Below are 26,245 nucleotides of genomic sequence, written 5' to 3' on the forward strand. Positions count from 1 at the left end.
ATTGCGGGCCTACACGAGGTCTTCGTAGATCGGGTACGCGTCGCACAGCCCTTGGACGATCTCGGCGACCTCCGCCTTCACGTCCTCGTCGTCGGGGTGATCGACGACGTCCGCGATGCAGTCCGCGACCGTCGCCATGTCCTCCTCGTCGAACCCGCGCGTCGTCAGCGCCGGCGTGCCCGCGCGGAACCCGCTCGGGTTGAACGGACTCCGGGTCTCGCCGGGGACCGTGTTCGCGTTCAGGACGATACCGACGTCCTCCAGGGCCTCCTCCACCGTCTTCCCCGTCGTATCGGGGTGGCTCGGGCGGAGGTCCACGAGCACGAGGTGGTTGTCGGTACCGCCGGAGACGAGGTCGAACCCGCGCTCCTGGAGGCCCTCGGCGAGCGCCTTCGCGTTCGCGATAGTCTGGGCGGCGTACTCGTCGAACTCGGGTTCGAGCGCCTCGCCGAACCCGACGGCTTTCCCGGCGATGTTGTGCATGAGCGGCCCACCCTGCATCCCGGGGATGATGGCCGAGTTGATGTCGTCCGCGAACTCCTCGCGGGACATGATGATACCGCCCCGGCCCGCGCGGATGGTCTTGTGCGTCGACCCGGTGACGAAGTCAGCCGTCCCGACCGGGTTCGGGTGCTCGCCCGCCGCCACGAGTCCCGTGATGTGCGCGATGTCCGCGAGGTGGTACGCGTCCGCGGCCTCCGCGGCCTCCTGGATGCGTTCCCACTCGACCTCGCGCGGGTACGCCGAATACCCGGAGACGACGATGTCCGGGTCGAACGCCTCGGCGTGCTCGCGGATGGCGTCGTAGTCGAGGCGCCCGGACTCCTCGTCGAGCTCGTACTGCTCGACCTCGTAGTGCTTGCCCGCGAAGTTCATGTGGTGGCCGTGGCTGAGGTGCCCGCCGTGCGTGAGGTCGAGCGACAGGATCTTGTCGCCGGGTTCGAGCACCGCGAGGTAGACGCCCATGTTCGCCTGGCTCCCCGAATGCGGCTGCACGTTCACGTACTCCGCGCCCCACAGCTCCTTCGCGCGGTCGATGGCGAACGACTCGACGTCGTCCGCGAACTCGCACCCGCCGTAGTACCGCTTGCCCGGGTAGCCTTCCGCGTAGTTGTTCGTCAGCACGCTCCCCTGGGCCTCCAGGACCGCCTCGGAGACGTGGTTCTCGCTCGCGATCATCGCCAGCGAATCCTGCTGTCGTCTCACTTCGCCGTCGAGTGCCGCTGCCACGTCAGGGTCGGTCTCGCGAACCCGCTCGTAGTCCATACGAGAAACCCACACCGGCGGCCGCATAAGTCTACCTTTGACGGACAGAACGCCCACCCCGGGACTGCACGAACGTGCACAGGCACCGGGCGTGATACGGCCGAGAGAGCTGGTTCACGACACGCGCGTGCAGCGACGCCACCTGGACGGTCCCGACCCCGATACCGACCGCGTCGTGCCGCGCCCGATACACCTAACTGGCACGGGCGGCCACGTACCGGTGAAAATGGAGTGGCGGGTGCGTAGTGACGGACTCACCGTCGGTGACGCGGCCAACACGGAACTGCGCGTCACCTCGCCGGACCTGTCGGTGCGCGCGAGCGACACGACCATCCCGCGCCCCGTCGACGTCACCGTCGACTGCGAGGCCTCCGAACTCCGCTTCCCGGTCGCCGTCGTCTACGTCGCCTCGCAGGCCAGCGACGCGACGTACGAACTCGAGAACGACACCGGGCCGCTCGACCTGCCCGCGGGCGAGTACGTCCTCGACATCGACACGCACGTGAAGACGTACCTCCAGGTCGACGGGCCGCTGTCCGTGTCGAAGACCCCGGACTTCGAGCAGGTCGTCGTCACGTTCCCGGAGCGATGCGAGCTCACGCTCGGCTTCCGGAGCCGGAACGACCGACCGACCGACACCGTCACCGTCCCCGAGACGCCGACGGGGTTCGCCGCCGCGGTGACGTACGCGTCGAGCGCGCACAAGACCACGGGCGCCGACCGCACGTACCCGACGCTCCGCGGACACCCCCCACTGGTCGAACTCGGCGACGCCATCGACGTCCCGGACGCGGTCGTGGACGCGACCCCGGACGTCGGTATCGAACTCCTCGTCCCGCCCGAGTACGAGACGCTGTACACGACCGCGCCGCTCGCGTACTACCTGCAGGCGAGCGTGGAGACCGCGGACGTCGACCAGCCGCTGTTGTGCGCGCCGAGCGCCGGCATCCGCGAACCGCTGTCGCCGATGCCGCGCCTCGAGACGGACGTGAAGCGACTCCTCCGGAAGACGTTCTTCCTCGACTGCCTCGTCCGGAACTCCGGACCGTACGGGACGAACCTCGCCGAGGAGAGCCTGCTCGACGCGCTCGACCTCGACGGGTCGGCGCTCTATCACGCCGACCCCGTCGACCGACTCGAGACGTACCTCGACGTGCCGTTCCAGGCGGTCGAGCACCGGCTCCCCGACTGGCATCTGTCGACGTACGTCGACCCGGACCCGGCGTACGTGGAGACGCTCCCGTTCCTCCTGGACTCGCTGTCGCTCCTGTTCCCGCCGAAGACGAGCGAACTCGAGGGCGCGGAGCTCGTCGAGCGCTCGCTCGACGACTTCTACCGGAGCCCGCAAGGCCCCGGCGAGGTCGCGACCGTGGACGTCGTCAAACCCGAGCTACGAGGTGGTCGCGTCCACGGCTGGCTCGCCGACGGCGTCCCCATCGACGTCTTCAAGTCCACGCCGTCGGCGTACCGGAACCGGCTGTCGTACATGGACCGCGACCACGACGACACCATCGTCAGCGTCGTCCTGAACGACCAACAGATGGACAAGGAGCACGCGGACGTGGCGAGCATCTACCGCGAAGGCAGCGAGGACCTCCCCATCACCGTCGACGTCTACGAGGAGCTGTCGACCGACGAGCTCGCCGCCGTGTTCGAGTCCGAGAACGACTTCGTGCACTACATCGGGCACTGCGAGGAGGACGGCCTCCGATGCCCGGACGGCTACATGTCCGCGAGCATGCTCTCGACGGTGAACACGCAGACGTTCTTCCTGAACGCCTGTGGGTCGTTCCACGAGGGGATGGCGCTCGTCGAGAAGGGCGCGGTGACGGGTGGCGTGACGTTCACGCAGGTCCTGAACGACCACGCGGTGAAGGTCGGGTCGGCGTTCGCCCGCCTGCTCATTCACGGGTTCAGTTTCGAGCGCGCGCTCCGCATCGCGCGACGCCGCATCATGATGGGGAAGGACTACGCGGTCGTCGGCGACGGCACGCACACCCTCAGTCAGACGACGAACCGGCTGCCGACGACCGCGGAGCTCGAACAGCTCTCCGAGGACCAGTTCTTCCTGCTGTTCGACCAGTTCTCCATCCGCGAAGCCGGCGCGTACTACCATCCATACGTCGCGGACAACGAGTACTCGTACCTCTCGGGGAACACCTCCGAGTTCGCGCTCGACCGGCGCACGACCGTCGACTTCCTCGCTCGCGCGGACACGTCCGTCATCTTCGACGGCGAGTTCTACTGGTCGGACGAGCTCGCGGAGGAACTCGGTGGCCGCTGATGGAAGAGCACGAAAACCGCCGGTCTCGGTCCGCTTCGAAGACGACTGACCGGTACTACGGGCCCGTGTACGGGCTCGAGGAGCCGTCCAGTGCCGTCGGTCGCCGTCCGGTTCCCATCCTCGTCGATTCGCGGTTCCCGTGCATGTGTTACCGCGACACAACTTCGCGACTCCTCTTAAACGTTGGGCCGGTCCGGCTCGGTGCCGACTCGCCAAACCGCGAGCGCGATTCCTTTCCGAATCTAGCCGCCTTGCCGTTAGGTTAGCCAACAAAATTAAGTACGATACTAGCGTTGTGTTCGACAGAAGCATGACCTCGAATTTACTAGACCAACAAATTGACGATATCCTCCGCACCGTGCTGGAAGATACCGCGGGAGACCTTCTCGTGGTGAATCCCTCCGCGGACGCGATCGAGGAGTTCGTCCGCGTCGCCACGTCCTTCGACGGCGACCTGCCGAGCGTCCACATGCTCGCAGACGAGCGCACGCTGAAGGACGTCATGGACGACTTCATCGTCGCATCGAACGCCGCAGACCTCATCGACCAGGACGCACTGGAGCTCCGCACCACCGACGAGAGCCCGGAGAACTCGCTGCTGGTCACCGAGACCGAGGTCGTGGCGCTCGTCCGCGCGGGCAACCGCGTCGGCGGCCTCGCCACCGACGACGAGGACTTCGTCACGACCGCCTACGACGCGTACATGACCGAGTGGGACGACGCCGAGGAGTTCAAGCTCCGCACGCCCCCGATCAGTCGCGTCCGCCAGACGCTCGAGGAGGACATCAGCCCCGAGGCCGAGGAGGACTTCGACAACATCCTCGCGAGCCTCGAGACCGCGCGCGGCGACGGTGACGGCCTCGACGAGGTCACCATCTCGCTGCTCGTCGCGGCGAAGAACGAAGCGCTGCTCTACGACATCAGCAAGTGGGGCGAGGACGTCGGCATCGCGTCGAAGGCGACGTTCTCCCGGACGAAGACGAAGCTCGAGGACATGGGCCTCATCGACACGGAGAAGGTACCCATCGACGTCGGTCGCCCGCGTCTCCGCCTGAAGATCGGCGACGACCGCCTGCGGAACGCCGACAACGGCCAGCTCGCGACGGTCGCGCAGTCCATCCTCAACTGAACGACGACTTCTATCCTTTCGACGCTGCGTCCGATAGCGACCGCGCTGCCGTCGCCACGACGGCTGGGGGCGAGACCAGGCAATGGGCCACGAACCGCGCGCAGCTCGGCCGCGAGAGCGGTCGTGGGGCACGTCGTGGGCGACGGGGCGAACGTACCCGTCAGTACCTGGTTACCGGCGCTCTTGGAGCGTCCTCCGGCGATTTCCGCCGACGAACCAGCCCGTGATATCAGCCGTGGTCGGTACTTTTAATAGCATGTGGGGGCTTTGCGTAAGTGACGCTTCGCTTGGAGGGCCGAAGCGTCAGCGGGGACCAATCAGGGCGGCAAGCGGGCACGCGGTTTTTCCCCGCGTGCCCTGCTTTCCTGTTTCGATACATTACACGACACAGCCACGGCTCCGTCCTGGCGGATGGTCTGAGACGGGACGGTGCGACGCTGTTCTCGCGAACGACGGAGAATCGTAGGTACCGGGTCGTCTCGCGCGGGCGAGCGCGTCCCGTGACCTCCAGTCGACGTCTCGAGTGGCGTGTTACTCGACGGTGAGGGTGCCGTCGGTCGCGCTATCGTCGTCCTCGCGTTCGTTCCACTCGATCTCGAACTCGATACTGAGTTCGCCCTCGGTCTGTCCGGCCTTCGTCTCGCGCTCGACCTTCACCTCGAACTCGGGGGACGCTGGGGGGTCGAGGGTGATGGAGTCGTTGCCGGCGCTGAGCGTGACGGCGTCGCCCGCATCGAGCTTGTCGGCGGTGTTGCGGAGGATCGCCGCGATGTCTGCGCGCGTCGTCTTGGATTCGGTCTCGAAGAGCACTTCTTCGGGCATACCGAGGTGTACGTCGTCGACAGGAATAAGTCATCGCTCTGCCAAAGTGAAATTCGATTTGATACGTCTGCGTGCACATCCCGAATACGTTACATCCCATTCACGACAGTAACCAGCGGTAATAGCCGCTAAGCTCCGGACTATCGGGTGGAGGCCGTTATGTTTATTTAATTCAGACAATAATGAGTTCGCGTAGATAGATAGATGTACGACCTGACAGGATTCCAGCGTGATCTACTGTACGTCATCGCGGGGGCAGACGAACCGCACGGACTGGCGATAAAGGAAGAGCTCGAAGACTACTACGAGAAGGAGATCCATCACGGCCGGCTCTACCCGAACCTCGACACGCTCGTCGACAAGGGCCTCGTCGAGAAGGGCGAACTCGACCGTCGGACGAACTTCTACTCGCTCACGCGGCGGGGCAGCCGCGAGATCGAGGCACGTCGGGACTGGGAGTCCCAGTACGTGTCTCCCGACGAGGAGTAAGGCTAGCTGCTATCCCCGATACCGTCGGGGGTCTCGCTGGCGTCGTCCACCTGGACGTCCTCCACGTCCACGGGCGGGTCGTCGACGACGGCGGGTTCTTCGGTCGACTGATCGGGCGGTGTCACCTCGGCCTCCGGCCCGAAGTACGTCGGGTCGACCGCGTACGGTTGGAGGCGTTCTGCGTGCAGGAGTTCCGGGAGCACGAGCCGCGCGAAGTGCACGGTGAGGACGAGGAGGACGGGCCCGAGGAAGAGCCCGTACCAGCCGAACAGGAGCGGTCCAAGGATGTACGCGAACATGACGGTGCCGACGTGGAGGTTCCGACCGGAGACGTACGGGCGGAGGACGAGGTCGGGGATGACGTCGACGATGAGGAACGAGACGCCGAAGAAGAGGATGGGGAACCAGAGGACGCCGGACGCGTCCGCCATGTACGCGCGGACGAACAGGAACGCGGTGACGGGGAAGTAGACGAGCTTCATGCCGACGACGGGGATGAGGCTCGCGGCCCCGCAGAGGAGTCCGACGAGCGCGGCGTAGGGAATGATGAGGTCACCGGGTGCGTAGATGTTGAGGAGGCTGTACGAGAGCGTGCCGATGACGCCGGTGATGAAGGCGTTGAGGATGTTCCCGAAGAAGATGGAGGAGAAGTCCTTGTCGATGGCGCGGAAGTACGCGTCCATGACGCCGCGGTCGTCGCCGAAGTTCCCCTTCACCCACCCCGAGAGCCGGCTGCCGTCCCGGAGGAGGTAGAACGCGAGGGCGCCCATGACGAACAGGTGGAGGAGCGCGTTCCCGATGAAGAAGAGGTACTGCTGGCTCTCGGTGAGGAGCTCCTGGAGTACCTGACGGCCGGTGGAGTCCTGGACGAGGCTCGCGGGGTTCTCGGCGATGGTGGAGACGTTGAAGTACGGCTGGAGGACGGATTCGTAGCCGCCGAGCGTGGCGTTGCCGGCGCGGAGCTGTCCGGTGAACGCGTTGAGTTCCTGGAGGCCGATGGCGACGGTGTAGGCGACGAGGAGGACGAACGGGAGTGCGAGGGTGAAGATGGCGATGGCGGCTGCGAGGCTGGGTGGACGGATGCGTCGCTTGAGGCGCCGGTAGACGGGGCGCGTGGCGTAGTACATGAAGAGACCGAAGACGAACGTGCCGACGAACGAGTAGAGCACGAACGCGACGGTGCCCGCGAGGAGGACGCCCGCGAGCACCCAGGGTGCGCGGGAGCGACTGATGTCGAACCCACCGAACATACCATCTACAGCACCGCCCGGGTGTAAAAAACCTATCGTGTGGCGTAGTTGATGCGTATTCGGGCGTCGTCGCCGTGTCGCGGTGCGCTCGCCGATCGTTCAGAAGGGAACCCTTAACCTACTTGGCTATATAGTCTATAGAGTGCTTGGGTTCGCGTTGCAGGTCGTGGAGGCGCCGCTCTCGAGTCCGGTCGTCCAGCTCGCGCTGGCCGCAGCGCTCGGGCTCTTCCTCGGGCTGGAACGCGAGTGGTCCCAGAAGTCCGCGGGCGTCCGCACGTTCTCGCTCATCTCGCTCCTCGGGGCGGTGTTCACGCTCCTCGCGAACGAACTATCCGCGGGCGCGTCGCTCGTCCTCGTCGGGGGCGTCCTCGTCATCGCGCAGGGCGTCCTGCTCGCCGTCCGCGGGCTCGTCGACGACGAGCGCGACGGACTCTCGCTGACGACGTCCGTGTCGATGCTCGTCGCGTACGGCGTCGGCGCGATGGTCGCAACCGGGTTCGTCCTCGAAGGCGTCACCGTCGCCGTCATCTCGTCGCTCCTGCTCGTCCTGAAGCGCGAACTCCACGCGTTCGCCGACAGCCTCTCCCGGCAAGAGGTCCGGTCAGCGACCGAGTTCGCCATCCTCGCGTTCGTCGTCTACCCGCTCCTTCCCGCGGACGCCGTCACGTTCACCGTGCCCGCGCTCGGCATCGACAGCCTCGCCATCGAACCCCGGGTCGTCTGGCTGATGGTCGTCACGGTCGCAGGCATCGGCATCGTGAACTACGCCGTCGTCCAGACCTACGGCGGGCGCGGCATCGCCGTCACCGGGTTCTTCGGTGGTCTGGCGTCCTCGACGGCGGTCGTCGGCACGATGCTCGACCACGTCCGCGACGAACCGGACGCGACGGCGTACGCGGTCGCCGCGATCCTCCTCGCGAACGCGGCGATGGCGACCCGCAACCTCGTCATCGCGGTCGCATTCACGCTCTCGGCCGGCCTGCTCGTCGACGCCGTCGTCCCGCTCCTCGTCGTCGTCGTCGGGTCGTTCGTGATCGCCGGCCTCACCGCGGACTGGGGCGAGAGCGTCGAGATGGACCTCGAGTCGCCGTTCAGCCTCCGGTACGTCCTCGGGTTCGGTGCGGTGTTCCTGGTCGTCCTCGTCGTCGGCGCGGTCGCCCAGGAGCAGGTCGGGCCCTCCGCGTTCGTCGTCACCGCCATCCTCACCGGTCTCGTCTCCTCGGCGGGTGCGACGACGTCCGCGGTCCTCCTGTTCCGCGCCGGAACCGTCGACTCGCAGACAGCGGTGCTCGCGGTCCTCCTCTCGACTGCCTCCTCCATCGTCGTGAAGGGTGCGCTCACGTGGGTCGGCCCGAACCGCGAGTTCGCACGGAAGGTCGCGACGTACTCCACGGGGCTGCTCGTCGCCGCGGGCCTGGCCGCCGCCGTCGTCCTCGTCTGACCGCGCCCGAGGCGACGGGTTCCGGTGGTGTCGAACGCCGACCACGTCGTGACCACGGTCGGCAATGTTCGCGCGAACCGTAACGGACGTTTTAAACCGTTCTTTTCCATACTCGGAGTATGGACCGAGAGACGGCCACGCCCAGTGTCGATTCGATGCCGGGCGAGAAGGCGAAGCGGTGGGCTGACTACCATCAGGGGTTCTCCGCGCCGAGCACGTACGTCTACGACTTCGTGTGGGACGTCACCGAGGACTCGGAGGGACCGTTCTGTGTCGACGTCGACGGGAACGTGCTCATGGACTTCACGAGTCACGTCGCGGCCGCCCCCCTCGGGTACAACAACCCGAAGATCATGGAGAAGCTGGAGGGGATGGACGTCTTCGACCCGTCGAAGATCGCGGGCCAGGACTTCTACGCGAGCGCCGGCTGGCCGCCGGAGGACCCCGACCTGGCGACGCCGACACAGCTCATGGACCGCATCACGAGTGCGCTCAGTCACTACGACATGGACACCGTCTTCCTGTCGAACTCGGGCGCCGAAGCCGTCGAGAACGCCATCAAGGTCTCGTACCAGGACCGGGACGCGCACCGCGGCGTCTGCTTCGAGGGCGCGTTCCACGGCCGGACGCTCGGCGCACTCAGCCTGAACCGCTCGAAGACCGTCCACCGCAAGGGCTACCCGGAGGTTCCGGGCATCATGAGCGTCCCGTACTGTTCCTGCCGCGGCGAGTGCCAGTGCGGCTGGCAGACGAACGGCCCCGGGGGGAACCTCCTGGCGGACAAGCTCCATCACGCACAGGGGAACGTCCACCCCGACGAGGTCGCGTACATCATCCTCGAACCCGTCCAGGGCGAGGGCGGGTACCGCGTCCCGAACGAGGAGTTCATCGCCGACATCAAGGACATCAAGCACGAGCACGGTATCCGCGTCATCAGCGACGAGATACAGGCCGGGCTGGGCCGCACCGGCGAGATGTGGGGCATCGACCACGTCGACCTGGAGCCGGACGTCGTCACGAGCGCGAAGGGCCTGCGCGTCGGCGCGACCGTCTCGCGCTCGGAGATCTTCCCCGAGGAGAAGGGCCGCCTGTCGTCGACGTGGGGCGCGGGCGACATCATCTCCGCGGCGCAGGGCGTCGCGACGCTCGACGCCATCCACGAGTACGACCTGCTCGAGAACGCTCGCGAGCGCGGTCGCCAGCTCCGCGAGATCATCGAGGACGCCGACCCCGAGTGCATCACGGACGTCCGCGGTCGTGCACTCATGTTCGCGGTCGAGTTCGACTCCAAGGACCGACGCGAGGAGGTCGTCAAGCAAGCGCTCGGCCGTGGCCTCCTCACGCTCGGCTGCGGGTACAAGAGCCTGCGGCTGCTCCCGCCGCTCGACGTCACCGAACGCGAGATCGAGCTCGGTGCGGACATCTTCCTGGACGCCGTGGACGCTGCCGGCCGCGACGCGCCCCTCGCGACCACGGACTCGAGCAACGCGTCCTGACGCCGCCGGCGGTTCGTCCGCCCGGACGTCGGTCCCCGTTCCGCGTCGACTCGTCGGCTTTTTCCCGTGCTCGTGTGACGTCGTAGCCATGCACGTAGTTCTCGCGGGCGATGGCCCGGCGGTGGAGGCGGTGGCGGCGGCGCTCGCGGACGTCGAGTGCGACGTCGAGCGCGGCGACCCGGGCGACGTCGGTGACGCCGACCTCGGGGTCGTGGTCGCGGACGTCGGTGCGAGCGCGTTCGGGACGGCGAACGACGCGGCGCTCGCCGATGGGTCGACGTGGCTCGCCGTGGAACGCGGTGGCCTCGGCGGGCACGCGCTCGCGGACGTCGACGCGGCGATCTCTGGGTTCGGGCCCGAGTCCGGGTGTTTCGAGTGCCTGGGGTCGCGCGTCGCGTCGAACCGCGACCCGGCCGCCGCGACCGGCGATAACGAGGACGGGACCGCGCCGAGCGCTCGCGTCGAGCGTCTCGCGGGTGCGCTCGCGGGGAGCGAGGCCGCGGCGCTCGTCGCGGGCGAGCGGTCGTCGCTCGTCGGCGGCGTGCGGGAACTCCCCGGCGGCGAGCGCGAGTTCCTGCCCGTCCCGGGGTGTGGGTGCGGCGACGAGGTCCGCGACCGACGGGTGCGGACCGACCACCGCGACGTGACCCTCGACGAGGCACTCGCGGCGGCGGAGCGCGGGCTCGACGACCGCGTCGGGCTCGTCGCCGAGGTGGGCGAGGCCGAATCGTACCCGGCGCCGTACTACCTCGCGCGGACCTGCGACACAACCGCGTTCGCCGCCGGTCGCGCCGCGCCCCAGAGCGCGGGTGTGGACGCGGACTGGAACGCGGCGTTCATGAAGGCGCTCGGCGAGGGACTGGAGCGGTACTGCGCGGGCGTCTACGACGCGAGCGACTTCGAGACCGCACCGCCGGCGGTCGTCGACGACGGCGTGACCGCCGAGGCCGTGGTCCGCGGCGCGGACGCGCCCGCGGTCGACCCCGAGGACCCGATCCGGTGGGTGCCGGGCGTCGACCTCGCGTCCGGCGAGGAGACGTACCTCGCGGCGGAACTCGTGCAGTTCCCGCCGCCGGCGGAACGGTACGTCGACGCCATCACGACGGGGCTCGGCCTGGGTTCGTCCGGCGCGGACGCGCTCGCGTCCGGGCTCTCCGAGGTGATAGAGCGGGACGCGACGATGCTCGCGTGGTACTCGTCGTTCTCGCCGCTGGAGTTGCGCGTGGACGCCGAGGGGTATCGGACCCTGGAGAAGCGCGCGCGCAGCGAGGACTTGGAGGTGACGGCATTGCTGGTCACGCAGGACGTGGACGTGCCCGTGGTCGCTGTGGCGGTGCATCGCGAGGACGGGGACTGGCCGCGGTTCGCGGTCGGCTCGGACGCCGCGCTCGACCCGGCGGCGGCGGCGACCGACGCGCTGGCGGAGGCGCTCCAGAACTGGATGGAACTCCGGTCGATGGGGCGCTCGGACGCGAGCGCGGAGGACGGCGCCATCGGCGCGTTCGCGGACTTCCCGCGCGCAGCGAACGCGTTCCTGGACGCCGACGGCCCGGTGCCGGCGTCGAGCGTCGGCCCGAACGACGCGCCGACCGGCACCGACCGCGTGGACGCGCTCGTCGACGCCGTCACGGACGCGGACCTGACGCCGTACGCCGCGCGACTGACGACGCGGGACGTCGACGCGCTCGGGTTCGAGGCCGTCCGCGTCGTCGTCCCCGGTGCCCAACCGCTGTTCACCGACGACCCCGTGTTCGGCGAGCGCGCGCACGCCGTCCCCGAGGCACTCGGGTTCGAACCCCGGCTCGACCGACGCCACCACCCCTATCCCTGAAGGACTCGCTGCCGTGCTCCGACCGGCTCGCGAGCCGCGGTCGTCCCGCCGCCGCCGGCTGCCACGCGTCAGACTCGTCTAGGTAGGGCTAGATTTAAGCCCCGGGGTTCGGTAACTATTATCACGGTGTTCTCTCGGATGCAAGCCCACGCACAGACAGAGGTGCACGTATGACGACCGAATACGACCTGCCGTGCGCGACCTGCGACGGTCCACTCGCACGCGACACGGTCGCCCCCGACGACCTCGGCGTCGACGCGCCAGGCCCTGTTCCCGTCGCCACCTGCGAGCACTGCGGGAGCCGATACTACCCCGCCGAAGCACTCGAAGTCATCGGCAGGGAAGCGAGCTAGCGCGCACGAAAACCAGAGACAGCAGCGCAAGCAAGCAAAGAACGCCTCAGCGAGACCCCAGAACCGGCGGCCTGACGGCCGCCGGATGCTCGTGCGGTCGATTCAGACGAGGAACGTTGCGCGGAGCATGTCCCGCGTCCCCGGGCCGAGCCCGACCGCGAGGATGGCGAGCAGGAGCATGAACGTGAACCGTGGGCTCTCCTCGAAGATCTGGTCGTCGAACACCCACACGACGAACACGGCAGCGACGAGCTTCACGAGGAGGAACGTCCACGCGTCGCCCGTTATCGCCGTGATGGACTCCGGGAGGACCTGCCCCGTGAAGTCCTGGACGAACTTGTTCACGGGATGCTTCGGTTGCAGGTCCGCGGTCGCGACCGGCACGAGCTCGTCGTACCAGTCGAGGCCGATGACGTTCGACACGCCGTCGACCGCCTGCCCCCAGATGATGACCGCGCCCATGTAGCCCGTCCCCTCGTTTATCTGGGGTGCGAACGCGCGGATGAGTCCCCAGACGCCCGCGGTCGAGAGCGTCGCGAACAGGAGCGTCAACACGGTGATGATCGGGTAGAACCGGAGTCGCGGGGGCGACGTCAGGTCCGTCGTGAACGCCAGTGCAGCGACGGCACCGACCGAGAGCACGAGGAGCGTGGTCCCCATCGCCGCGAGCGGGTACTCGAACGTGTCCGTGAACCCCTGCCGATGGATCCAGAGCGCGAGCAGGAGCGCTGCGAGCGTCAGGAAGAACATCGTGAAGTAGATGATCGGACTGATGAACAACGTGTTCAGCGGGTAGTCGAGCGCGAACGCGCTCGCCTCCGCCGGCAGCACGTTGTTCGCGTCCTCGAGCACGCGCAGCGCCCCACCGAGCGGGACGAACGGGAACAGCGCGTAGAACAGCGCCCGGTAGCGCGTCAGCTCCAACCGACGCAGGAGCAAGGCGACGCCCACGAGCATCACGAGCAGGATGACCGCGTACCCGACCTCCGAGTACACCGTGTACCCGGGTTCCGCGACCGGCCCCATGTTCGCGGCGACGTCCGCGCTCGAAACCTGCACTTGCTCGCCGTCCGCCCACGCGACGTACCGCCAGCCCTGCGCGTCCGCGTACACCGGCCCCCAGAAGTAATGCCAGACGAAGTTCGCGTAGATCGTTCGCGTGAACGCTATCGATCCGAGTCCGAACACGACGAACAGGCCGGCGACGGCCGCCAGCCACGCCTGGAACAGCGACACCCCGAGTCGGTCGAGGAGGCCGCTCTCGGCGGGGTCAGGGTCGGCGTCCGCGTCGAACTCGGTCGCTCCCTCGTGCTCGAGTTCGTCGACGTTCACCCCGTCGTCCACGGTCGCGTCGTCGCGGGACCGGTCGTCCGCGCCCGACTCGTCGCCCCCGCGTCCGGGGTCGTCACTCGTCATGTTGGATACCAGCGGACGGCCCGCGTTTTACCCTTCCGGTCTTTCCCGTCGTCGTCACCAGACCGACCTCGTTGCCGACAGTGCGTCGTCGACCCGACGGCGCCCTACACGGGGAGTTCCTCGGTCTCGTGCTCGGTGCCGAGGACGACCATCGTCTGCGAGCGCGCGAACCCGTCCATCTGCGCGACCTCCTCGAACATCAGTTCGCGCAGCGCGTCCGCGTCCTCGGCGTACACGCGAGCCATCACGTCCCACTCGCCGGTTGTCAGGTGAATCTCCTGGACGCCCTCGACCGCGCTCAGTCGGTCGAGGGTGTCCTGCTCTCGGCCCTGCTCGACGCGGAGGCCGACGATGGCGGAGATACCGAACCCGACCTCTCGCGGGTCGACCTTCGCGTGATACCCTTCGATGACGCCCGCCTCCTGCATGCGGTTGACGCGGTCGTGAACGGTCGCACTCGACATGTCGATGCGTCTCGCGACCTCCGAGAACGGTGTGCGTGCGTCCTCCTGGAGGATGCGCAGGATCTCCCGGTCAGTGTCGTCGAGCTCCATGGATACCGACGGTTCGTCGCCCGGGTACAAGTGATTGACGGGGATTCGACGGCCGGGAATCGCCGTCACCGACGAATCGACGGAGCGATTCCGGTCGACGTATCAGATGGTATCCTCGCCGCCGGGTCGAGGCGTCAGGCGTCGTCGTCGCCCGTTCGAGCTTCAGGCAGCGTCCTCGTCGCCCGTTCGAACGTCTTCGGCGGCCTGTGCGGCGGCCAGTACGTCCCCGTGGACCGCGCCGTTCGACGCCACCAGCCCTCGGGAGTCGTGCCGCCAGCGGTCGCCGTGGACGTCCGTGACGCGCCCACCGGCTTCGCGGACGAGCTGCACGCCGGCGATGGTGTCCCACGGGTTCGCCGCGACGTTCGTGTACGTCCCGCCGACGGCGCCCTCGGCGACGCTCGCGAGCGCGAGCTGCGCGCACCCGAACCGGCGGACGTCACCGAACCGTTCGACGGCGGCCGTACACGCGGCGGCGTACTCGTCTCGCCGGTCGAAGTCCCACCAGATCGTCGGCACCGCGACGAGGCGCTCCGGGTCCGATTCCTCGCTCACCGCGATCGGGTCGTCGTTCCGCCGCGCCCCGTCGGGGCCGACGACGTACGTGTCGCCGAGCGCGGGCGCGACCGTCGCCGCCGCCACCGGCTCGCCGTCGACGACCGCCGCGACGCTCGTCGCCCAGAAACGCATCCCGGAGACGTAGTTGTTCGTCCCGTCGATCGGGTCGACGACCCACGCCGGCCCCTCCTCGGGCACCGACTTCAGTTCGTCGTCCTCCTCGCCGACGATTGCGTCCGCGTCGAACTGGTCGCGGATCGCGTCCACGACCGCCGTCTGCGCGTCGCGGTCCGCCTGGGTCACCACGTCCGTCTTCCCGTCCTTCGTCTCCACGTCGATGTCCGTCCGGAAGCGCGACTCCGCGACGGCCGCCCCTGCTCGGGCCGCAGCCAGCGCGACGTCCGCACGAACGCGAGCGTCCTCGGTCATGCTCGCACTGGCGAGAGCCGTACAAAAATGCCCTCCGATTCCCCCCGCAGACACCGGCGTGCGAGCGAGTGGACTCGCCAGACCGACGCGGCTTTGTCGGCTCGCACGCCACCATCGTCCATGAACACGCTCGCGAAACGCCTGTACAACGTCGCACCGGACCCGGTCACGCTCACGTTCACCGACGACACCACCCTCGACCTCGCCATGGGTCACGCCGAGTTCTTCCAGGACGAACTCGAAGCGGAAGGCGAGACCGACGACGGTACCACGTACCGTATCGTCGACGGCGACGACGACGACACGCTCCTCGTCGCCCGCGAGACCACCGACGGCTGGCAGATAGTCGGCGAAGCCGTCGACGTCGAACGCGCCTGAGGACGACCCCGACCGCACTCGAGCGACCGGTCGACGGCGGCGCAGCTGTTCGGTGTTCGAGTGAGAGTTTTGCGAGGGAAGAGCGCTCCCGGAGCGCCTTCCGCATCGACCCCGCCTCAAGCGGGTGCGATGCGAGGGAAGGGATTTGAACCACGGTCGCAACGGAGTTGCTCCCTGGCTCAAACCGCTTCCCCTGCATCTTGTGCGCCTGACGGCGCACGCGATGCGAGGGAAGGGATTTGAACCCTTGGACCTCTACAGGAGCGGATCTTGAGTCCGCCGCCGTTTCCTGGCTTGGCTACCCTCGCACGCGATTGCGTGTCGGCGGACCGCGCGCTAAAACCTTGCGGAGTGCGGTGACCTCGAACTCGGGTGCGGGGCCGTCGTCCGACCTCCCCCGGTCCGGCCTCGCAGGGTCGGTCCGTCGACTGGTGGCGGCAGTCGGAGGAGTACTCGCGGCACCCGATTGTTCTTCCGCGCCGAGCGCGTGGTCGGGCGTATGGACGAGCACACGAACGACCCGTCGGTCGGCCCGCCAGTTCGCGGCGACCCGACGGGGTGGGACGCCGACGCGGGCCGCTGGGAGCACGCGACGCTCCGGCGCGCGCTCGAGCACGGCGTCGCACTCTTCAACGCGGGTGCGTACCACGAATCACACGACTGTTTCGAGGACGAGTGGTACAACTACGGGCGTGGGTCCCGGGAATCCATGTTCCTGCACGGGATGGTGCAGGTCGCCGCCGGGACGTACAAGCACGTGGACTTCGAGGACGACGACGGTCTCCGGTCGCTGTTCCGGACCGCGCTCCAGTACTTCCACGGCCTCCCGAACGACATGTACGGCGTCGAACTCCTCGATATCCGCACGACGATGACGAACGCACTCCAGGACCCGACGGTCGTCGAAGGCTGGCAGCTCAGGCTCGACGGCGAGATCCTCGAAGCGACTGACGCGGACTACGCGTACGCCGAGCACGCCGACTGACGACGACCGCACCTCGCGCTATCAACGGACCGGATAGACCGCGTCGTCGTCATCGTCGTCGTCTTCCTCGTCATCGTCGTCGCCTTCCTCGTCGTCGTCATCGCCCTCTTCGTCATCGTCGTCGCCCTCTTCGTCATCGTCGTCGCCCTCTTCGTCATCGTCGTCGCCCTCTTCGTCATCGTCGTCGCCCTCCTCGTCATCGTCGTCGCCTTCCTCGTCCTCATCATCGCCGTCCTCGTCATCGTCGTCGCCTTCCTCGTCCTCATCATCGCCGTCCTCGTCATCGTCGTCGCCCTCTTCGTCCTCATCGTCCTCCTGGTCGTGATCGTCGTCGTCGTATCCGTCCTTCTGGTCGTCGCGCCAGGGGAACTCGTCGATGGGTTCGCCGGGCTTCTGGCCGCCCGGACAGCGCGCTGATCCCCCGGTCACCTCGAACGTGGGATTCCTGAACGCGCCGACGTCCTGGACGGAGATCGCGACGAGCTTCCCGCCCTGGCCGGCGACGCTATCGCCCGAGCCCCGGAGCGTGTCCGAGTACACCCGGTATCCGGCATTAGGGCCGTTCCCGGGGTTGTACACCTGGACCTTCACCGTGAGGGGATAGTCGACGCCGGACGCGTACACGACCGCGTTCCCGCAGCCGTTGAACACGACGCGTGCCTTCACCCGCTCCGTCGTCTTCGTCGGCTTCGTCGTCTTCGTCGGCTTCGTCGTCGTCGGTTCCGTCGTCTTCGTCGTCGTGGGTTCCGTCGTCTTCGTCGTCGTGGGCTCCGTCGTCTTCGTCGTCGTGGGCTCCGTCGTCTTCGTCGTCGTGGGCTCCGTCGTCTTCGTCGTCGTTGGTTCCTCGGTCGTCGTCTCCGGTGGGCGTTCGCTGGAAGGGACGCAACCGCCGTCGAGGAGATACGCGGCGCCAGCGTCGACGCCCGTGGTGTCGGCGTCCGGAGCGCCGATCACGACGTCTTCGGTGTCGTTCTCGGTGACGGTGCCGACGTCCGCGACGCTCCACCCTGCGTGGTCGCCCGCGGAAACGCCGCGGAACGTCGCGTCCGCGTCGGCGAGTTCGCGTTCGTCGGCGAGGTCGGCGGCACCTTCGAGGAGGTACGCTGCCCCGGAGTCGTTCAGTGTGGCGTCGTCGACCGTCGAGTCGTTCAGCGGCGCGCCGACCAGGACGTCCGCGTAGCCGTCGCACGTCAGGTCGCCCGAACCGGCGGCGGAGACCGCCCAGCCCGCGCGGTCGCCGGTGCCTTCGCCGTACGCGGCGAGCGCAGACCCGTTCAGCGGGACGGTCCCGTCGACGTCGTCGCTCCCGGTGACGACGTACGCGACGCCGGCCTGGTTCCCGTTCGTGTCGTTGAACGGTGCGCCGACCAGGACGTCGTCGACGCCGTCGCCGTTCACGTCGCCAGCGCCGGCGACCGCCCAGCCCGCGCCGTCGCGTCGCTTCGCGCCAGCGAACGTCACCGCCGCGTCCGCGAGGGAGGACTCGCCAGCGAGCGACCGGTTGGTCAGGACGTACGCCGCGCCGGACCCCACCCCGGTCGCGTTGTTCCGGGGTGCACCGACGATCACGTCGGCGTCGTCGTCGCCGTCGAAGTCGCCCGCGGACGCGACCGACCAGCCCGCGTTGTCGCCGGCTGCCTCGCCGCGGAGCGACGCGTTCGCGGCCGCGAGCGAAGTCGTCCCCGCGGGCGGCGTCTCGAGCACGTACACGGTCCCGGCGTCTTCAGCTGCCGCGTCGTTCCCCGGGGCGCCGACGACGACGCGGTCGGGGGCGTCGTCGCTCCGGTTCCCGACGCCCGCGACCGCGTAGCCGGCGCGGTCGTCGCGAGCGACCCCGTGGAGCGTCCACGTGGCCGTTCCGAGCGAGACGTTCGCCGCCAGATCGGTCTCGTCGAGGACGTACACCGCGCCGGCGTTCCGGAAGGCGGCGTCGTCGTTCGGCGCGCCGACGACGAGTTCGGGGATGCGGTCGCCGTCGACGTCCGCGCTCGCGAGCGCCGCGCCGGCGCGACTCGCGGGCGCTTCGCCGTGCAGGACGACGTCCGCGTCGGACGCGGTCACGTCGCCGTCGTCGATCGGACCGAAGAACACGTAGACTGCGCCGGCGTCGATGCCCGCGGTGTCGTTCCGGGGTGCGCCGACCGCGACGTCGGCGTGGCCGTCGTCGTTCAGGTCGCCGACGTTCGCGACCGCGGCGCCGAAGGAGTCGTTCGCGCCAGCGCCGTTGAACGTCGCGTTCGCCGTCGCGAGCGAGCGCTCGCCGGCGAACGCGTCGTCACTGGGGAGTGCGCTTGCGTCGGTGGCCAGTGGTGCGTCTGGCGTGTTCGCGTCCGAGCTGGGGACGTCCGCGACGAGCGGGGTGACGGTCGCGGCGGCGGCGCCGACGAACACGACGCCGACGACCGCCAGGACGAGCCAGCGACCGACCATCGCGTCCGGAGCCGGGTGTACTCGCGGCATGGTCGGAGGTATCGGGGTTCCGTTCCTTTGTTATGGCAACGTATCTCGCGAGTAAGCACGCTCGCGTGCGTCGAGGGCGGAGCTTACTCCGTGCAGGCTCGGTGGCGCGTTCGGTCGATGAACCCAGGAGCGACGCGCGTCTGGGTCGTCCCGCGACGAGAAAAGCGCCAGTTACCGTGAGGACGTCGTCGCCGAGGGAGTGCGGGTTCGAGCCGGGGCGTCGCGGCAGCGCCGCTCAGTCCTCGGTCGGCGCTGGGTCGCGTCCCGACTCGGTCCCTGGCCGGGCGTCGAGTCCGTCGGTCGTCGACGCGTCCGCGTCGTGGTGTCGGACCGCGGCGAGGTACGCGCCGACGGCGCCACCGACGGCCGCGCTCCCGACCGCGTACGTGACCGTCGCGAGCAGTGCGAGGACGACGAACACGACGGGGTTCGTCGGGATGGACGGGACGCCGGCCGGTGCGAACACGAACAGTGGTGCCAGGAGGACGACACCGACGAACAGCGGGAACGCCACGAGGAGGCCGGTGACGGTGCCGGCGGTCGCGCCGTCGCGGAGGCGTCCGCGCTGGAGGTAGCCGGCGGCTCCGCCGCCGACGGCCGGCGAGAACGGGAGGACGACGAGGACGAGCGCGACGACCGCGCCGACGACCGCGTTCGCGAAGGTGTTACCCGAGGAGTGCATCGTCCCAATTATGTCAACGCGTCACTTATTCGTTCGGGCGTGGATGTCATGCAGCCGTCTCGGCGGGTGGACTCGGGAATGGACACCTGTTTCTGCCGGCGCGTCGACCGTTCCGGTATGAACGCGGACGGGACGGACGGAGTGGACGCCGAGGGGGAACGCGTCCGAATCGGCGAGTACGCGCGAGCGCTGCACGCGGAGGCCGAGCGAGCGAACGAGCGTCGCGTGCTCGTGCTCGCCGGCGACCCCGCCGAGACGCGGTCGCGAGCGCACGACGCGGTGGACGCACTGTCGGTGGGCGTGAGCGAGACGACGGTCGTCGGCCCGGAGGACTTCCTCGCCGGCGAGCACGTCGGGACGCGTCGCGCCGGCGAACTCCTCGGGCGTACGCGCGAGGTCGTGGTCCTCGACTGCCACGCGGAGTGCCGGCCGAACGCGCTCGGACGCGTCGTCGGCGTCGTCGACGGCGGCGGCCTCCTCGTCGTCCTCGCGCCGGACGTGGACGCGTGGCCGGATATCCGGGACGGGTTCGACGAGGGCATGGCGGTCCCACCGTTCGGGCTCGAGGACGTCACCGGGCACTTCAGGCGACGGCTGGTCGCGCTCGCGCGAGCACACCGCGGCGTGAGCGTCGTCGACGTCGACGACACCGCCGAAGAGCGCGACGGCGGTGGCCGCCTCCTCTCAGACGGGCGAACGAACCCGCCGCCGGCGAAGCCGACGCCCGAGCCGTCGCCGCCAGCGGACGCTCGATACCCGGCGGCGGCGTACGAGGCGTGCCGGACCGTCGACCAGGCGGCGGCGGTCGCGGACCTGGAGGCGTTGCTCGACGACGGGTCCGCGGTCGTCGTGGCGGCCGACCGGGGGCGCGGGAAGTCGAGCGCCGCGGGACTGGCCGCCGGTGCGCTCGCGGCGCGCGGCGACGACGTGGTCGTGACCGCGAGCGAGCGCCGGGGGAGCCGCGAGGTCTTCGAGCGCGCTCTCGAACTCCTCGACGCGCTCGACGCGGCCGGCGACCACGCCGGCGAGTACGACCTGCGAGCCACCGACCCCGACGCGTCCGGGGTGTCCATGGGTGACGACGCGGGCGGACGCGTCCGCTTCGCGTCCCTCGCCGACGTCGTCGCGGACCCCACTGGCGGGGACGTCCTCGTCGTGGACGAGGCGGCGACGGTGCCCGTGCGACGGCTCGAGGCGACGCTCGCGGCGGACCGCGTGGCGTACGCGACGACCGTTCACGGCTACGAGGGCACGGGCCGCGGGTTCGACGTCCGGTTCCGCGGCCGGCTCGACGACGGCGCGCACGACGTCGTCGAGTCGAAGCTCGTGACGCCCATCCGGTACGCGGCGGGCGACCCCGTGGAGGTGTGGGCGTTCCGCGCGCTCCTCCTGGACGCCCGACCGCCCGTCGACTCGCTCGTCGTCGACGCGACCCCGGAGTCGGTCACGTACCGCGAACTCGATCCCGAAGACCTCCTCGCGGACGAGCACCTGCTCCGGGAGGTCTTCGGGTCGCTCGTGCTCGCGCACTACCGGACCGAGCCAGACGACCTCGCACGACTCCTCGACGCGCCGAACCTCTCCGTGCGAGCGCTCACCCACGACGACCACGTCGCCTGCGTCGCGCTCCTCGCTCGCGAAGGCGACCTGTCCGCGGACCGCCGCGCGAGCATGTACGAGGGCGGTCGCGTGAAGGGGAACATGCTCCCGGATGTCCTCACGAGCCAGCTCCGGGACGAACGCGCCGCCGAGACCGTCGGGTACCGCGTCGTCCGCATCGCGACCCATCACGCCGTCCGCAGGGGCGGCCTCGCCTCGCACCTCCTCGCGGAACTGCGCGCGGAGGTCGGCGACGACGTCGACTGGCTCGGCTCCGGGTTCGGGGCGACCCCGGACCTCGTCGACTTCTGGCGAGAGAACGGCTACGGGAGCGTGCACCTCTCGACGACGCGGAACGACGCGAGCGGCGAGTACTCCGCCGTCGTCCTCCACCCGACGAGCGACGCGGGCCGCGCGCTCCACGACCGGCACGCCGAGTGGTTCGCCGAGCGCGTCCCGGGCGTGCTATCTGACGCGCTCGCGGACTGCGACCCGGACGTCGTCCGGGCGACGCTGCGGGCATGCGACGCGGACGTCGACGTCGACCTCTCGCCGCCCGCGTGGCGGACTATCGTCGGCGCGTCCTACGGCCCCGGGTTGTTCGACGTCGCACCCGGGCCGTTCCGCGACCTCGCCACGAAGCACCTCGTCGACCCCGACGGCAGCGCCGGCGCGCTCGACGCGCGCGAGGAGCGCCTGCTCGTCGAGCGCGTCCTCCAGGCGCGACCGTGGCCCGCGGTCGCCGACGCCCTCGACTACGTCTCCCCGGGTGCCTGCATGCGAGCGCTCGGCGACGCCGTCCAGCCGCTCGTCGACGCGTACGGCGACGAGGACGCGCTCCGCGAACGCGAGCGCTATACGGACTGACCGGGGGCATCACCCCAGGCATCGAGCGTCGACCGGGGAGGGGGTGACGACCGGAACGTTCTTCGGCGCTCTGGCGCTACCAGCACGCATGCTCCTCGGTCTGGACGTGGTGACGGTCGCGGCGCTCGCCCTCCTCGCGCTCGGCGTGGTCGGGAGCGCTATCCCGTCGGTACCGGGTCCGCTCGTGAGTCTCGCCGGCGTCCTCGTCTACGCGTTCGGCGGCGGGACCGGCGTCAGCACGCTCGTGCTCGTCGCGCTCGTCGTCGTCGGCGTCGTCGCGGTCGTCGCGGACTGGCTCGCCGGCACGCTCGCCGCGAAGTACGGCGGCGCGTCGTGGACGGCGAGCATCCTCGGCGGCGTCGTCGGGTTCGTCGCGTTCTTCGCCGTCGGCCCGATCGGGCTCATCGTCGGTCTCGCCGGCACCGTCTTCCTCGTCGAAGCGTACCGCGAGAACGCCGAGCACGCGACCCGGGCCGCGGTCTACTCGACGCTCGGTGCGCTCGGCAGCATCGTCGTGCAGGTCATGCTCGCGTTCGGGATGCTCGCGACGTTCGCACTCGCTCTCGTCGTATGACCACCGACGACCACATCGAGAGCGCAGGATGACGACGTTCGTCGAGTTCCTCGCCGGGAACGCGCTCGCGCTCGTCGTCGTCGCCACCGTCGCACTCGTCCTCGTCGGCGTGTTCGCGCTCGGCGACCGCTCCCCACCGACCGTCCAGCCGACGCGCCCCATCTCGACGGCAGCAGGCCTCGCGGCGGCGACCGACGCCGCAGGAACCGACGCCGCAACGACCGATAGCACCGACTCCGACCCGGTCGCCGTCGTCGGGACGCCGAGAACCGAGAGTCCGCTCGACGCGCCGTTCGCGGACGCTGACGCGGTCGCGTTCGCCGTCCGCGTCGCCAGCCCGTTCGGGCACGTCACGACCGTCCGCGCGGTCGCGCCGTTCCGCCTCGACGTCGACGGCGAGACCGTCCACGTCGACCCGCCGACTGCACACTCACCGGTCGTCGACGACGCCCGGAGCACGCACCGGCGCGTCCTCCACGACGCCGACGACGTCCCCGCCGCGACCGCGGACGTCCTCACCGCACTCGACACCGACCGGTCGCGTGCCGCGCGCGTCCTCTCCGGCGGCATCCTCCCCGGACGCACCCACCGCACGTACCGCGTCACCGTCGTCCCCGTCGACCGACCGGTCGCCGTCGTCGGCACGCTCGCCCGCGACGGCGACGACTGGCGGCTCGACCCCGCCGAGGACGGAGCGCTCCGGTTCCTCGACCCCGCGAGCGTCACGAAACACGCCTGAACCGATCGAGAAGGAGCGTCGACGACCGGTCAGGGGTGCGCGAAGTACGTCTGCACGTCCGCGTCGCCGTCGAAGTCGAGATCGTCGATTCTCGCGTAGCCGACGCGCTCGAACTGCACGACGTCGTCCACGGCGTGGTCGACCAGTCCGGGTTCGGCGACGCCGTGCTCGTCGCCGTCCATCGTCCGCATCCGGACCGTCGGACCGTCCGCGGGCGCCCAGTGCACGACGTCGACGTCGCCGTCGGTGACGACCGACAGGTCGTCGTCCGTGAACGCGAGCGCGTCACCGCCGTCGACCGCCTCGACGCAACCGAGGCCCTTCAGCCAGACGCGGTCGCCAGCGTCCGGAACGTCACCCGGTTCGAGGACGAGGGCGTCGCCGACGGGAATGTCGCGGTCGCCACGGTCCTCGAAGTCCGGATGCAGCGGCGGGTGCGCGCTCGCCGGTCCCTCGCCGTCGATGGGGACCTCCACGGGGTCGCGGACGAGGAACCGGCGCGTCGCGTCCTCGTCGACGTACTCGCGGTTCTTCGCGTACACGCTCGACATCGCCAGGTCCACGTCCGACGTCGACATCCCGAGCTCGAGCATCGCGTCCACGAGCGCCTCCCCGCGGATACCCCTGCGGCGGACGCTCGCCACCGTCGGCGCACGCGGGTCGTCCCAGCCGTCGAGCTCGCCCTGGTCGACGAGTTCCTTGATCGTGCTCGTGCTCATCTTCACGTCGTACGCGTCGATCTGGACGTGCCCCCAGTGCACGACCTCCGGGTACTCCCAGTCGAAGTAGTCGTAGAGGAACCGCTGGCGCTTCGCCGAATCCTGGAGGTCGATGCCGCGCACGATGTGTGTGACGCCCGTCAGGTGGTCGTCGACGCCGCTCTGGAAGTCCAGCATCGGCCAGCACCGGTACTCGCTCGCCTCCTCGCGGGGATGCGGCGTGTCCACCATCCGGAACGCCACCCAGTCCCGCAACGCGGGGTTCTTGTGGTCGATGTCGGTCTTCACGCGCAACGTCATCTCGCCCGCGCTGTACTCGCCGTCGACCATCGCCGCGAACTCCTCGCGGGTCGTCTCGACGTCCTTGTCGCGATGCGGGCACGGCTCGCCGTCGTTCTTCAGCTCCGAGAAGTCCTCGCCCGAACACGAGCACGTGTACGCGCCGCCGGCGTCGATGAGGTCGCGAGCGTGCTCGTAGTACGTCTCCACGCGGTCGCTCGCCTTCAGGACCTCGTCGGGCTCGAACCCGAGGTACTCGACGGCCTCGATGATCTCGTCGTACGCCGACAGGTCCGGGCGCTTGGTCTCCGGGTCCGTGTCGTCGAACCGAACGAGCATCCACCCGTCGTACATCTGCTTGTACGTCCCGATGACGGCCGGCATCCGCGCGCTCCCGAGGTGCCACGGGCCGTTCGGGTTCGGCGCACACCGCATCCGGACCTCGTCATAGTCCTCGACGTTCGGCAGGTCCGGGAGCGGCCCGTCGTCGTCCTCGTCCTCGGCCATCAGCTCCTCGTAGCGCTCGGGCGCGAGCTCCTGCAGGCGCTCGACGCGCTCCTCGTGACTCATGTCGTTCACGCGCCCGACGACGCCACCGACGACGCCGGGGACCTCGTCGGAATGCTCGCGGAACGCCGGGTTCTCGCCCATCAACGGCCCCATCACCGCACCCACCGCCGCGTCGCTCTCGTGCTTGACCGCGTTGAACAACGCGGCCGTCTCTGCAGCCTCCTCGACGCGCGCTCGAAGATCCTCGTCCATTACCGCGACGTACTCCCGGCCACGTAAAAACCGCCCCGATGTTCCGCGACCGACACCGCAACCACGCCAGCGCGCACCGACGACGGCAGTCCGTGTCGATTCGACCCCGCGTCAGTTCGAGCCGACGCCCTCGGGGAACCGACGCGTGTTGAACACGCGCTGCGCGAGGCCCGCGTCCGAGAGGCCGCCCGACCGCCACTTCTTCACCCACTTCGCCTGGACGTGATAGCTCGTCGCCTGCTCCTCGAACGCGCGAGCGATGTCCGCGGAGAGCTTCGCCGTCGGCCCGTCGTTCGCGACGATGAGGCCGTACGCCGAGATGACAGCGCCGATCTCGCGGCGCGACTCCGCGCGCGACGACGCCGCCGACTCGTACGCCAACCGTACCGTGTCACCGTCCCGGACCATGCTCGTCACCGAGAGCGCGTGCTTCTCCTCGAGGATCCACCGGAGTTCACCGAGCGTTCCCTTCCCGTCGCTGTTCGGCGTCTGCTTGCGGATCTGGTCCGGGCCGGACGTCGCGAACGTCGCGCTCGCGCCGACGCCCGCACCGACGAACAGTCCGACACCACCGACCAGTACCTTCCGGCGAGACACGTCGAACCCGCCGTCCTCGCTCTCGGCGTCACCGTGGACGCTCTCGACGTCGCCGTCGACGCCCTCGGCGTCACCGTCGCCGCTCTCGCCAACGTCCGCGTCCGATCTCCCGTCACCCGTGGTCGTCTCGTCCCCTGGCATACACCCAGCTACCACGTCGATACAAAAAGCACCGCCGAGAGAATCGACGCTCGACTCACGGCTCGAAACGCACCACGAAACGCGTGCCGCGAGGAGTCAACCAGAAACGAGTGCCGAGCAGTCGACCGTAAACGCGTGCAGAGAG

Annotated in this window: 22 protein-coding genes and 1 tRNA gene; 12 read left to right on the forward strand and 11 right to left on the reverse strand. The window is 69.2% G+C overall.

The window, feature by feature from the left end:
• Positions 1–9: 9 nt before the first annotated feature.
• Positions 10–1,266: a serine hydroxymethyltransferase gene (gene glyA, locus LI336_RS03420; protein ID WP_227131222.1), complete on the reverse strand. Its 1,257-nt coding sequence runs from the start codon at positions 1,264–1,266 to the stop codon at positions 10–12.
• A gap of 226 nt (positions 1,267–1,492) precedes the next feature.
• On the opposite strand from glyA, the gene LI336_RS03425 reads away from it, so the two are divergent.
• Together LI336_RS03425 and tbsP are read left to right on the forward strand one after the other, a co-directional pair.
• Positions 1,493–3,550 (forward strand): hypothetical protein, encoded by a 2,058-nt coding sequence (locus tag LI336_RS03425; RefSeq protein WP_368408339.1) that lies wholly within the window; start codon positions 1,493–1,495, stop codon positions 3,548–3,550.
• 310 nt (positions 3,551–3,860) lie between these two features.
• The gene (gene tbsP, locus LI336_RS03430; protein ID WP_227131224.1) at positions 3,861–4,679 is read left to right on the forward strand and encodes a transcriptional regulator TbsP; all 819 of its coding nucleotides are present in this window, start codon (positions 3,861–3,863) and stop codon (positions 4,677–4,679) included.
• A gap of 531 nt (positions 4,680–5,210) precedes the next feature.
• Here the strand turns inward: tbsP and LI336_RS03435 are convergent.
• A complete protein-coding gene (locus LI336_RS03435; protein ID WP_227131225.1) occupies positions 5,211–5,501 on the reverse strand; it encodes an amphi-Trp domain-containing protein in 291 nt (96 codons plus the stop codon).
• Between the two features lie 204 nt (positions 5,502–5,705).
• On the opposite strand from LI336_RS03435, the gene LI336_RS03440 reads away from it, so the two are divergent.
• Positions 5,706–5,990, forward strand: coding sequence for a PadR family transcriptional regulator (locus LI336_RS03440; RefSeq protein WP_227131226.1), 285 nt, complete (start codon positions 5,706–5,708; stop codon positions 5,988–5,990).
• A gap of 2 nt (positions 5,991–5,992) precedes the next feature.
• Here the strand turns inward: LI336_RS03440 and LI336_RS03445 are convergent, their stop codons facing one another.
• A complete protein-coding gene (locus LI336_RS03445; protein ID WP_227131227.1) occupies positions 5,993–7,240 on the reverse strand; it encodes an AI-2E family transporter in 1,248 nt (415 codons plus the stop codon).
• 142 nt (positions 7,241–7,382) lie between these two features.
• On the opposite strand from LI336_RS03445, the gene LI336_RS03450 reads away from it, so the two are divergent.
• From LI336_RS03450 to LI336_RS03465, 4 genes are all read left to right on the forward strand, one after another.
• Positions 7,383–8,681, forward strand: coding sequence for an MgtC/SapB family protein (locus tag LI336_RS03450; RefSeq protein ID WP_227131228.1), 1,299 nt, complete (start codon positions 7,383–7,385; stop codon positions 8,679–8,681).
• 119 nt (positions 8,682–8,800) lie between these two features.
• Positions 8,801–10,177 carry a class-III pyridoxal-phosphate-dependent aminotransferase gene (locus LI336_RS03455; RefSeq protein ID WP_227131229.1) on the forward strand — a complete coding sequence of 459 codons (1,377 nt, stop codon included), beginning with the start codon at positions 8,801–8,803 and terminating at the stop codon, positions 10,175–10,177.
• Between the two features lie 88 nt (positions 10,178–10,265).
• Positions 10,266–12,008 carry a YcaO-like family protein gene (locus tag LI336_RS03460; RefSeq protein WP_227131230.1) on the forward strand — a complete coding sequence of 581 codons (1,743 nt, stop codon included), beginning with the start codon at positions 10,266–10,268 and terminating at the stop codon, positions 12,006–12,008.
• 170 nt (positions 12,009–12,178) lie between these two features.
• A complete protein-coding gene (locus tag LI336_RS03465; protein ID WP_227131231.1) occupies positions 12,179–12,361 on the forward strand; it encodes a hypothetical protein in 183 nt (60 codons plus the stop codon).
• Positions 12,362–12,463: 102 nt separating this feature from the next.
• On the opposite strand, the gene LI336_RS03470 is transcribed toward LI336_RS03465, so the two are convergent.
• From LI336_RS03470 to LI336_RS03480, 3 genes are all read right to left on the reverse strand, one after another.
• On the reverse strand, positions 12,464–13,777 hold the full coding sequence (locus LI336_RS03470; RefSeq protein WP_227131232.1) for a DUF63 family protein: 1,314 nt from the start codon (positions 13,775–13,777) through the stop codon (positions 12,464–12,466).
• A 104-nt stretch (positions 13,778–13,881) separates the two neighbouring features.
• Positions 13,882–14,331, reverse strand: a complete 450-nt coding sequence (locus tag LI336_RS03475; RefSeq protein ID WP_227131233.1) for an Lrp/AsnC family transcriptional regulator — start codon at positions 14,329–14,331, stop codon at positions 13,882–13,884.
• A gap of 162 nt (positions 14,332–14,493) precedes the next feature.
• Positions 14,494–15,318 carry an inositol monophosphatase family protein gene (locus tag LI336_RS03480; RefSeq protein WP_227131234.1) on the reverse strand — a complete coding sequence of 275 codons (825 nt, stop codon included), beginning with the start codon at positions 15,316–15,318 and terminating at the stop codon, positions 14,494–14,496.
• 120 nt (positions 15,319–15,438) lie between these two features.
• Here LI336_RS03480 and LI336_RS03485 point away from each other — a divergent pair, with 120 nt between their 5' ends.
• Positions 15,439–15,696 carry a DUF8072 family protein gene (locus LI336_RS03485; RefSeq protein ID WP_227131235.1) on the forward strand — a complete coding sequence of 86 codons (258 nt, stop codon included), beginning with the start codon at positions 15,439–15,441 and terminating at the stop codon, positions 15,694–15,696.
• A 224-nt stretch (positions 15,697–15,920) separates the two neighbouring features.
• Here the strand turns inward: LI336_RS03485 and LI336_RS03490 are convergent.
• A tRNA-Leu gene (locus tag LI336_RS03490) sits at positions 15,921–16,004 on the reverse strand.
• A gap of 191 nt (positions 16,005–16,195) precedes the next feature.
• Between LI336_RS03490 and LI336_RS03495 the strand changes: the two genes are divergently transcribed.
• Entirely contained in the window at positions 16,196–16,681 is a 486-nt protein-coding gene (locus LI336_RS03495; RefSeq protein WP_227131236.1) for a DUF309 domain-containing protein, read from the forward strand.
• Between the two features lie 21 nt (positions 16,682–16,702).
• Here LI336_RS03495 and LI336_RS03500 read toward each other — a convergent pair whose 3' ends face one another.
• A complete protein-coding gene (locus tag LI336_RS03500; RefSeq protein WP_227131237.1) occupies positions 16,703–19,141 on the reverse strand; it encodes an integrin alpha in 2,439 nt (812 codons plus the stop codon).
• A gap of 235 nt (positions 19,142–19,376) precedes the next feature.
• A complete protein-coding gene (locus LI336_RS03505; protein ID WP_227131238.1) occupies positions 19,377–19,823 on the reverse strand; it encodes a DUF5518 domain-containing protein in 447 nt (148 codons plus the stop codon).
• A 117-nt stretch (positions 19,824–19,940) separates the two neighbouring features.
• Here LI336_RS03505 and tmcA point away from each other — a divergent pair, with 117 nt between their 5' ends.
• The 3 genes from tmcA to LI336_RS03520 all read left to right on the forward strand — a co-directional run bounded on the left by tmcA (position 19,941) and on the right by LI336_RS03520 (position 23,602).
• A complete protein-coding gene (gene tmcA, locus LI336_RS03510; protein WP_227131239.1) occupies positions 19,941–22,289 on the forward strand; it encodes a tRNA(Met) cytidine acetyltransferase TmcA in 2,349 nt (782 codons plus the stop codon).
• 88 nt (positions 22,290–22,377) lie between these two features.
• A complete protein-coding gene (locus LI336_RS03515) occupies positions 22,378–22,863 on the forward strand; it encodes a DUF456 domain-containing protein (protein ID WP_227131240.1) in 486 nt (161 codons plus the stop codon).
• Positions 22,864–22,891: 28 nt separating this feature from the next.
• Positions 22,892–23,602 (forward strand): hypothetical protein, encoded by a 711-nt coding sequence (locus LI336_RS03520; protein WP_227131241.1) that lies wholly within the window; start codon positions 22,892–22,894, stop codon positions 23,600–23,602.
• A 29-nt stretch (positions 23,603–23,631) separates the two neighbouring features.
• On the opposite strand, the gene LI336_RS03525 is transcribed toward LI336_RS03520, so the two are convergent.
• Both LI336_RS03525 and LI336_RS03530 read right to left on the reverse strand, forming a co-directional pair.
• Complete coding sequence (locus tag LI336_RS03525) at positions 23,632–25,362, reverse strand: glutamate--tRNA ligase (protein WP_227131242.1); 1,731 nt, start codon at positions 25,360–25,362, stop codon at positions 23,632–23,634.
• Between the two features lie 111 nt (positions 25,363–25,473).
• Positions 25,474–26,100, reverse strand: a complete 627-nt coding sequence (locus tag LI336_RS03530) for a DUF8159 domain-containing protein (RefSeq protein WP_227131243.1) — start codon at positions 26,098–26,100, stop codon at positions 25,474–25,476.
• Between the last annotated feature and the right edge of the window lie 145 nt (positions 26,101–26,245).

It is taken from the genome of Halorubellus salinus (assembly GCF_020567525.1).
GTDB classification, from domain to species: Archaea; Halobacteriota; Halobacteria; order Halobacteriales; family Natrialbaceae; genus Halorubellus; species Halorubellus salinus.

Bases quoted from the DNA above. Each gene is read 5' to 3' on its own strand.
- glyA (WP_227131222.1), bottom strand. From the start codon at position 1,266: ATGGACTACGAGCGGGTTCGCGAGACCGACCCTGACGTGGCAGCGGCA.
- LI336_RS03425 (WP_368408339.1), top strand. From the start codon at position 1,493: ATGGAGTGGCGGGTGCGTAGTGACGGACTCACCGTCGGTGACGCGGCC.
- tbsP (WP_227131224.1), top strand. From the start codon at position 3,861: ATGACCTCGAATTTACTAGACCAACAAATTGACGATATCCTCCGCACC.
- LI336_RS03435 (WP_227131225.1), bottom strand. From the start codon at position 5,501: ATGCCCGAAGAAGTGCTCTTCGAGACCGAATCCAAGACGACGCGCGCA.
- LI336_RS03440 (WP_227131226.1), top strand. From the start codon at position 5,706: ATGTACGACCTGACAGGATTCCAGCGTGATCTACTGTACGTCATCGCG.
- LI336_RS03445 (WP_227131227.1), bottom strand. From the start codon at position 7,240: ATGTTCGGTGGGTTCGACATCAGTCGCTCCCGCGCACCCTGGGTGCTC.
- LI336_RS03455 (WP_227131229.1), top strand. From the start codon at position 8,801: ATGGACCGAGAGACGGCCACGCCCAGTGTCGATTCGATGCCGGGCGAG.
- LI336_RS03460 (WP_227131230.1), top strand. From the start codon at position 10,266: ATGCACGTAGTTCTCGCGGGCGATGGCCCGGCGGTGGAGGCGGTGGCG.
- LI336_RS03465 (WP_227131231.1), top strand. From the start codon at position 12,179: ATGACGACCGAATACGACCTGCCGTGCGCGACCTGCGACGGTCCACTC.
- LI336_RS03470 (WP_227131232.1), bottom strand. From the start codon at position 13,777: ATGACGAGTGACGACCCCGGACGCGGGGGCGACGAGTCGGGCGCGGAC.
- LI336_RS03475 (WP_227131233.1), bottom strand. From the start codon at position 14,331: ATGGAGCTCGACGACACTGACCGGGAGATCCTGCGCATCCTCCAGGAG.
- LI336_RS03480 (WP_227131234.1), bottom strand. From the start codon at position 15,318: ATGACCGAGGACGCTCGCGTTCGTGCGGACGTCGCGCTGGCTGCGGCC.
- LI336_RS03485 (WP_227131235.1), top strand. From the start codon at position 15,439: ATGAACACGCTCGCGAAACGCCTGTACAACGTCGCACCGGACCCGGTC.
- LI336_RS03495 (WP_227131236.1), top strand. From the start codon at position 16,196: ATGGACGAGCACACGAACGACCCGTCGGTCGGCCCGCCAGTTCGCGGC.
- LI336_RS03500 (WP_227131237.1), bottom strand. From the start codon at position 19,141: ATGCCGCGAGTACACCCGGCTCCGGACGCGATGGTCGGTCGCTGGCTC.
- LI336_RS03505 (WP_227131238.1), bottom strand. From the start codon at position 19,823: ATGCACTCCTCGGGTAACACCTTCGCGAACGCGGTCGTCGGCGCGGTC.
- tmcA (WP_227131239.1), top strand. From the start codon at position 19,941: ATGAACGCGGACGGGACGGACGGAGTGGACGCCGAGGGGGAACGCGTC.
- LI336_RS03515 (WP_227131240.1), top strand. From the start codon at position 22,378: ATGCTCCTCGGTCTGGACGTGGTGACGGTCGCGGCGCTCGCCCTCCTC.
- LI336_RS03520 (WP_227131241.1), top strand. From the start codon at position 22,892: ATGACGACGTTCGTCGAGTTCCTCGCCGGGAACGCGCTCGCGCTCGTC.
- LI336_RS03525 (WP_227131242.1), bottom strand. From the start codon at position 25,362: ATGGACGAGGATCTTCGAGCGCGCGTCGAGGAGGCTGCAGAGACGGCC.
- LI336_RS03530 (WP_227131243.1), bottom strand. From the start codon at position 26,100: ATGCCAGGGGACGAGACGACCACGGGTGACGGGAGATCGGACGCGGAC.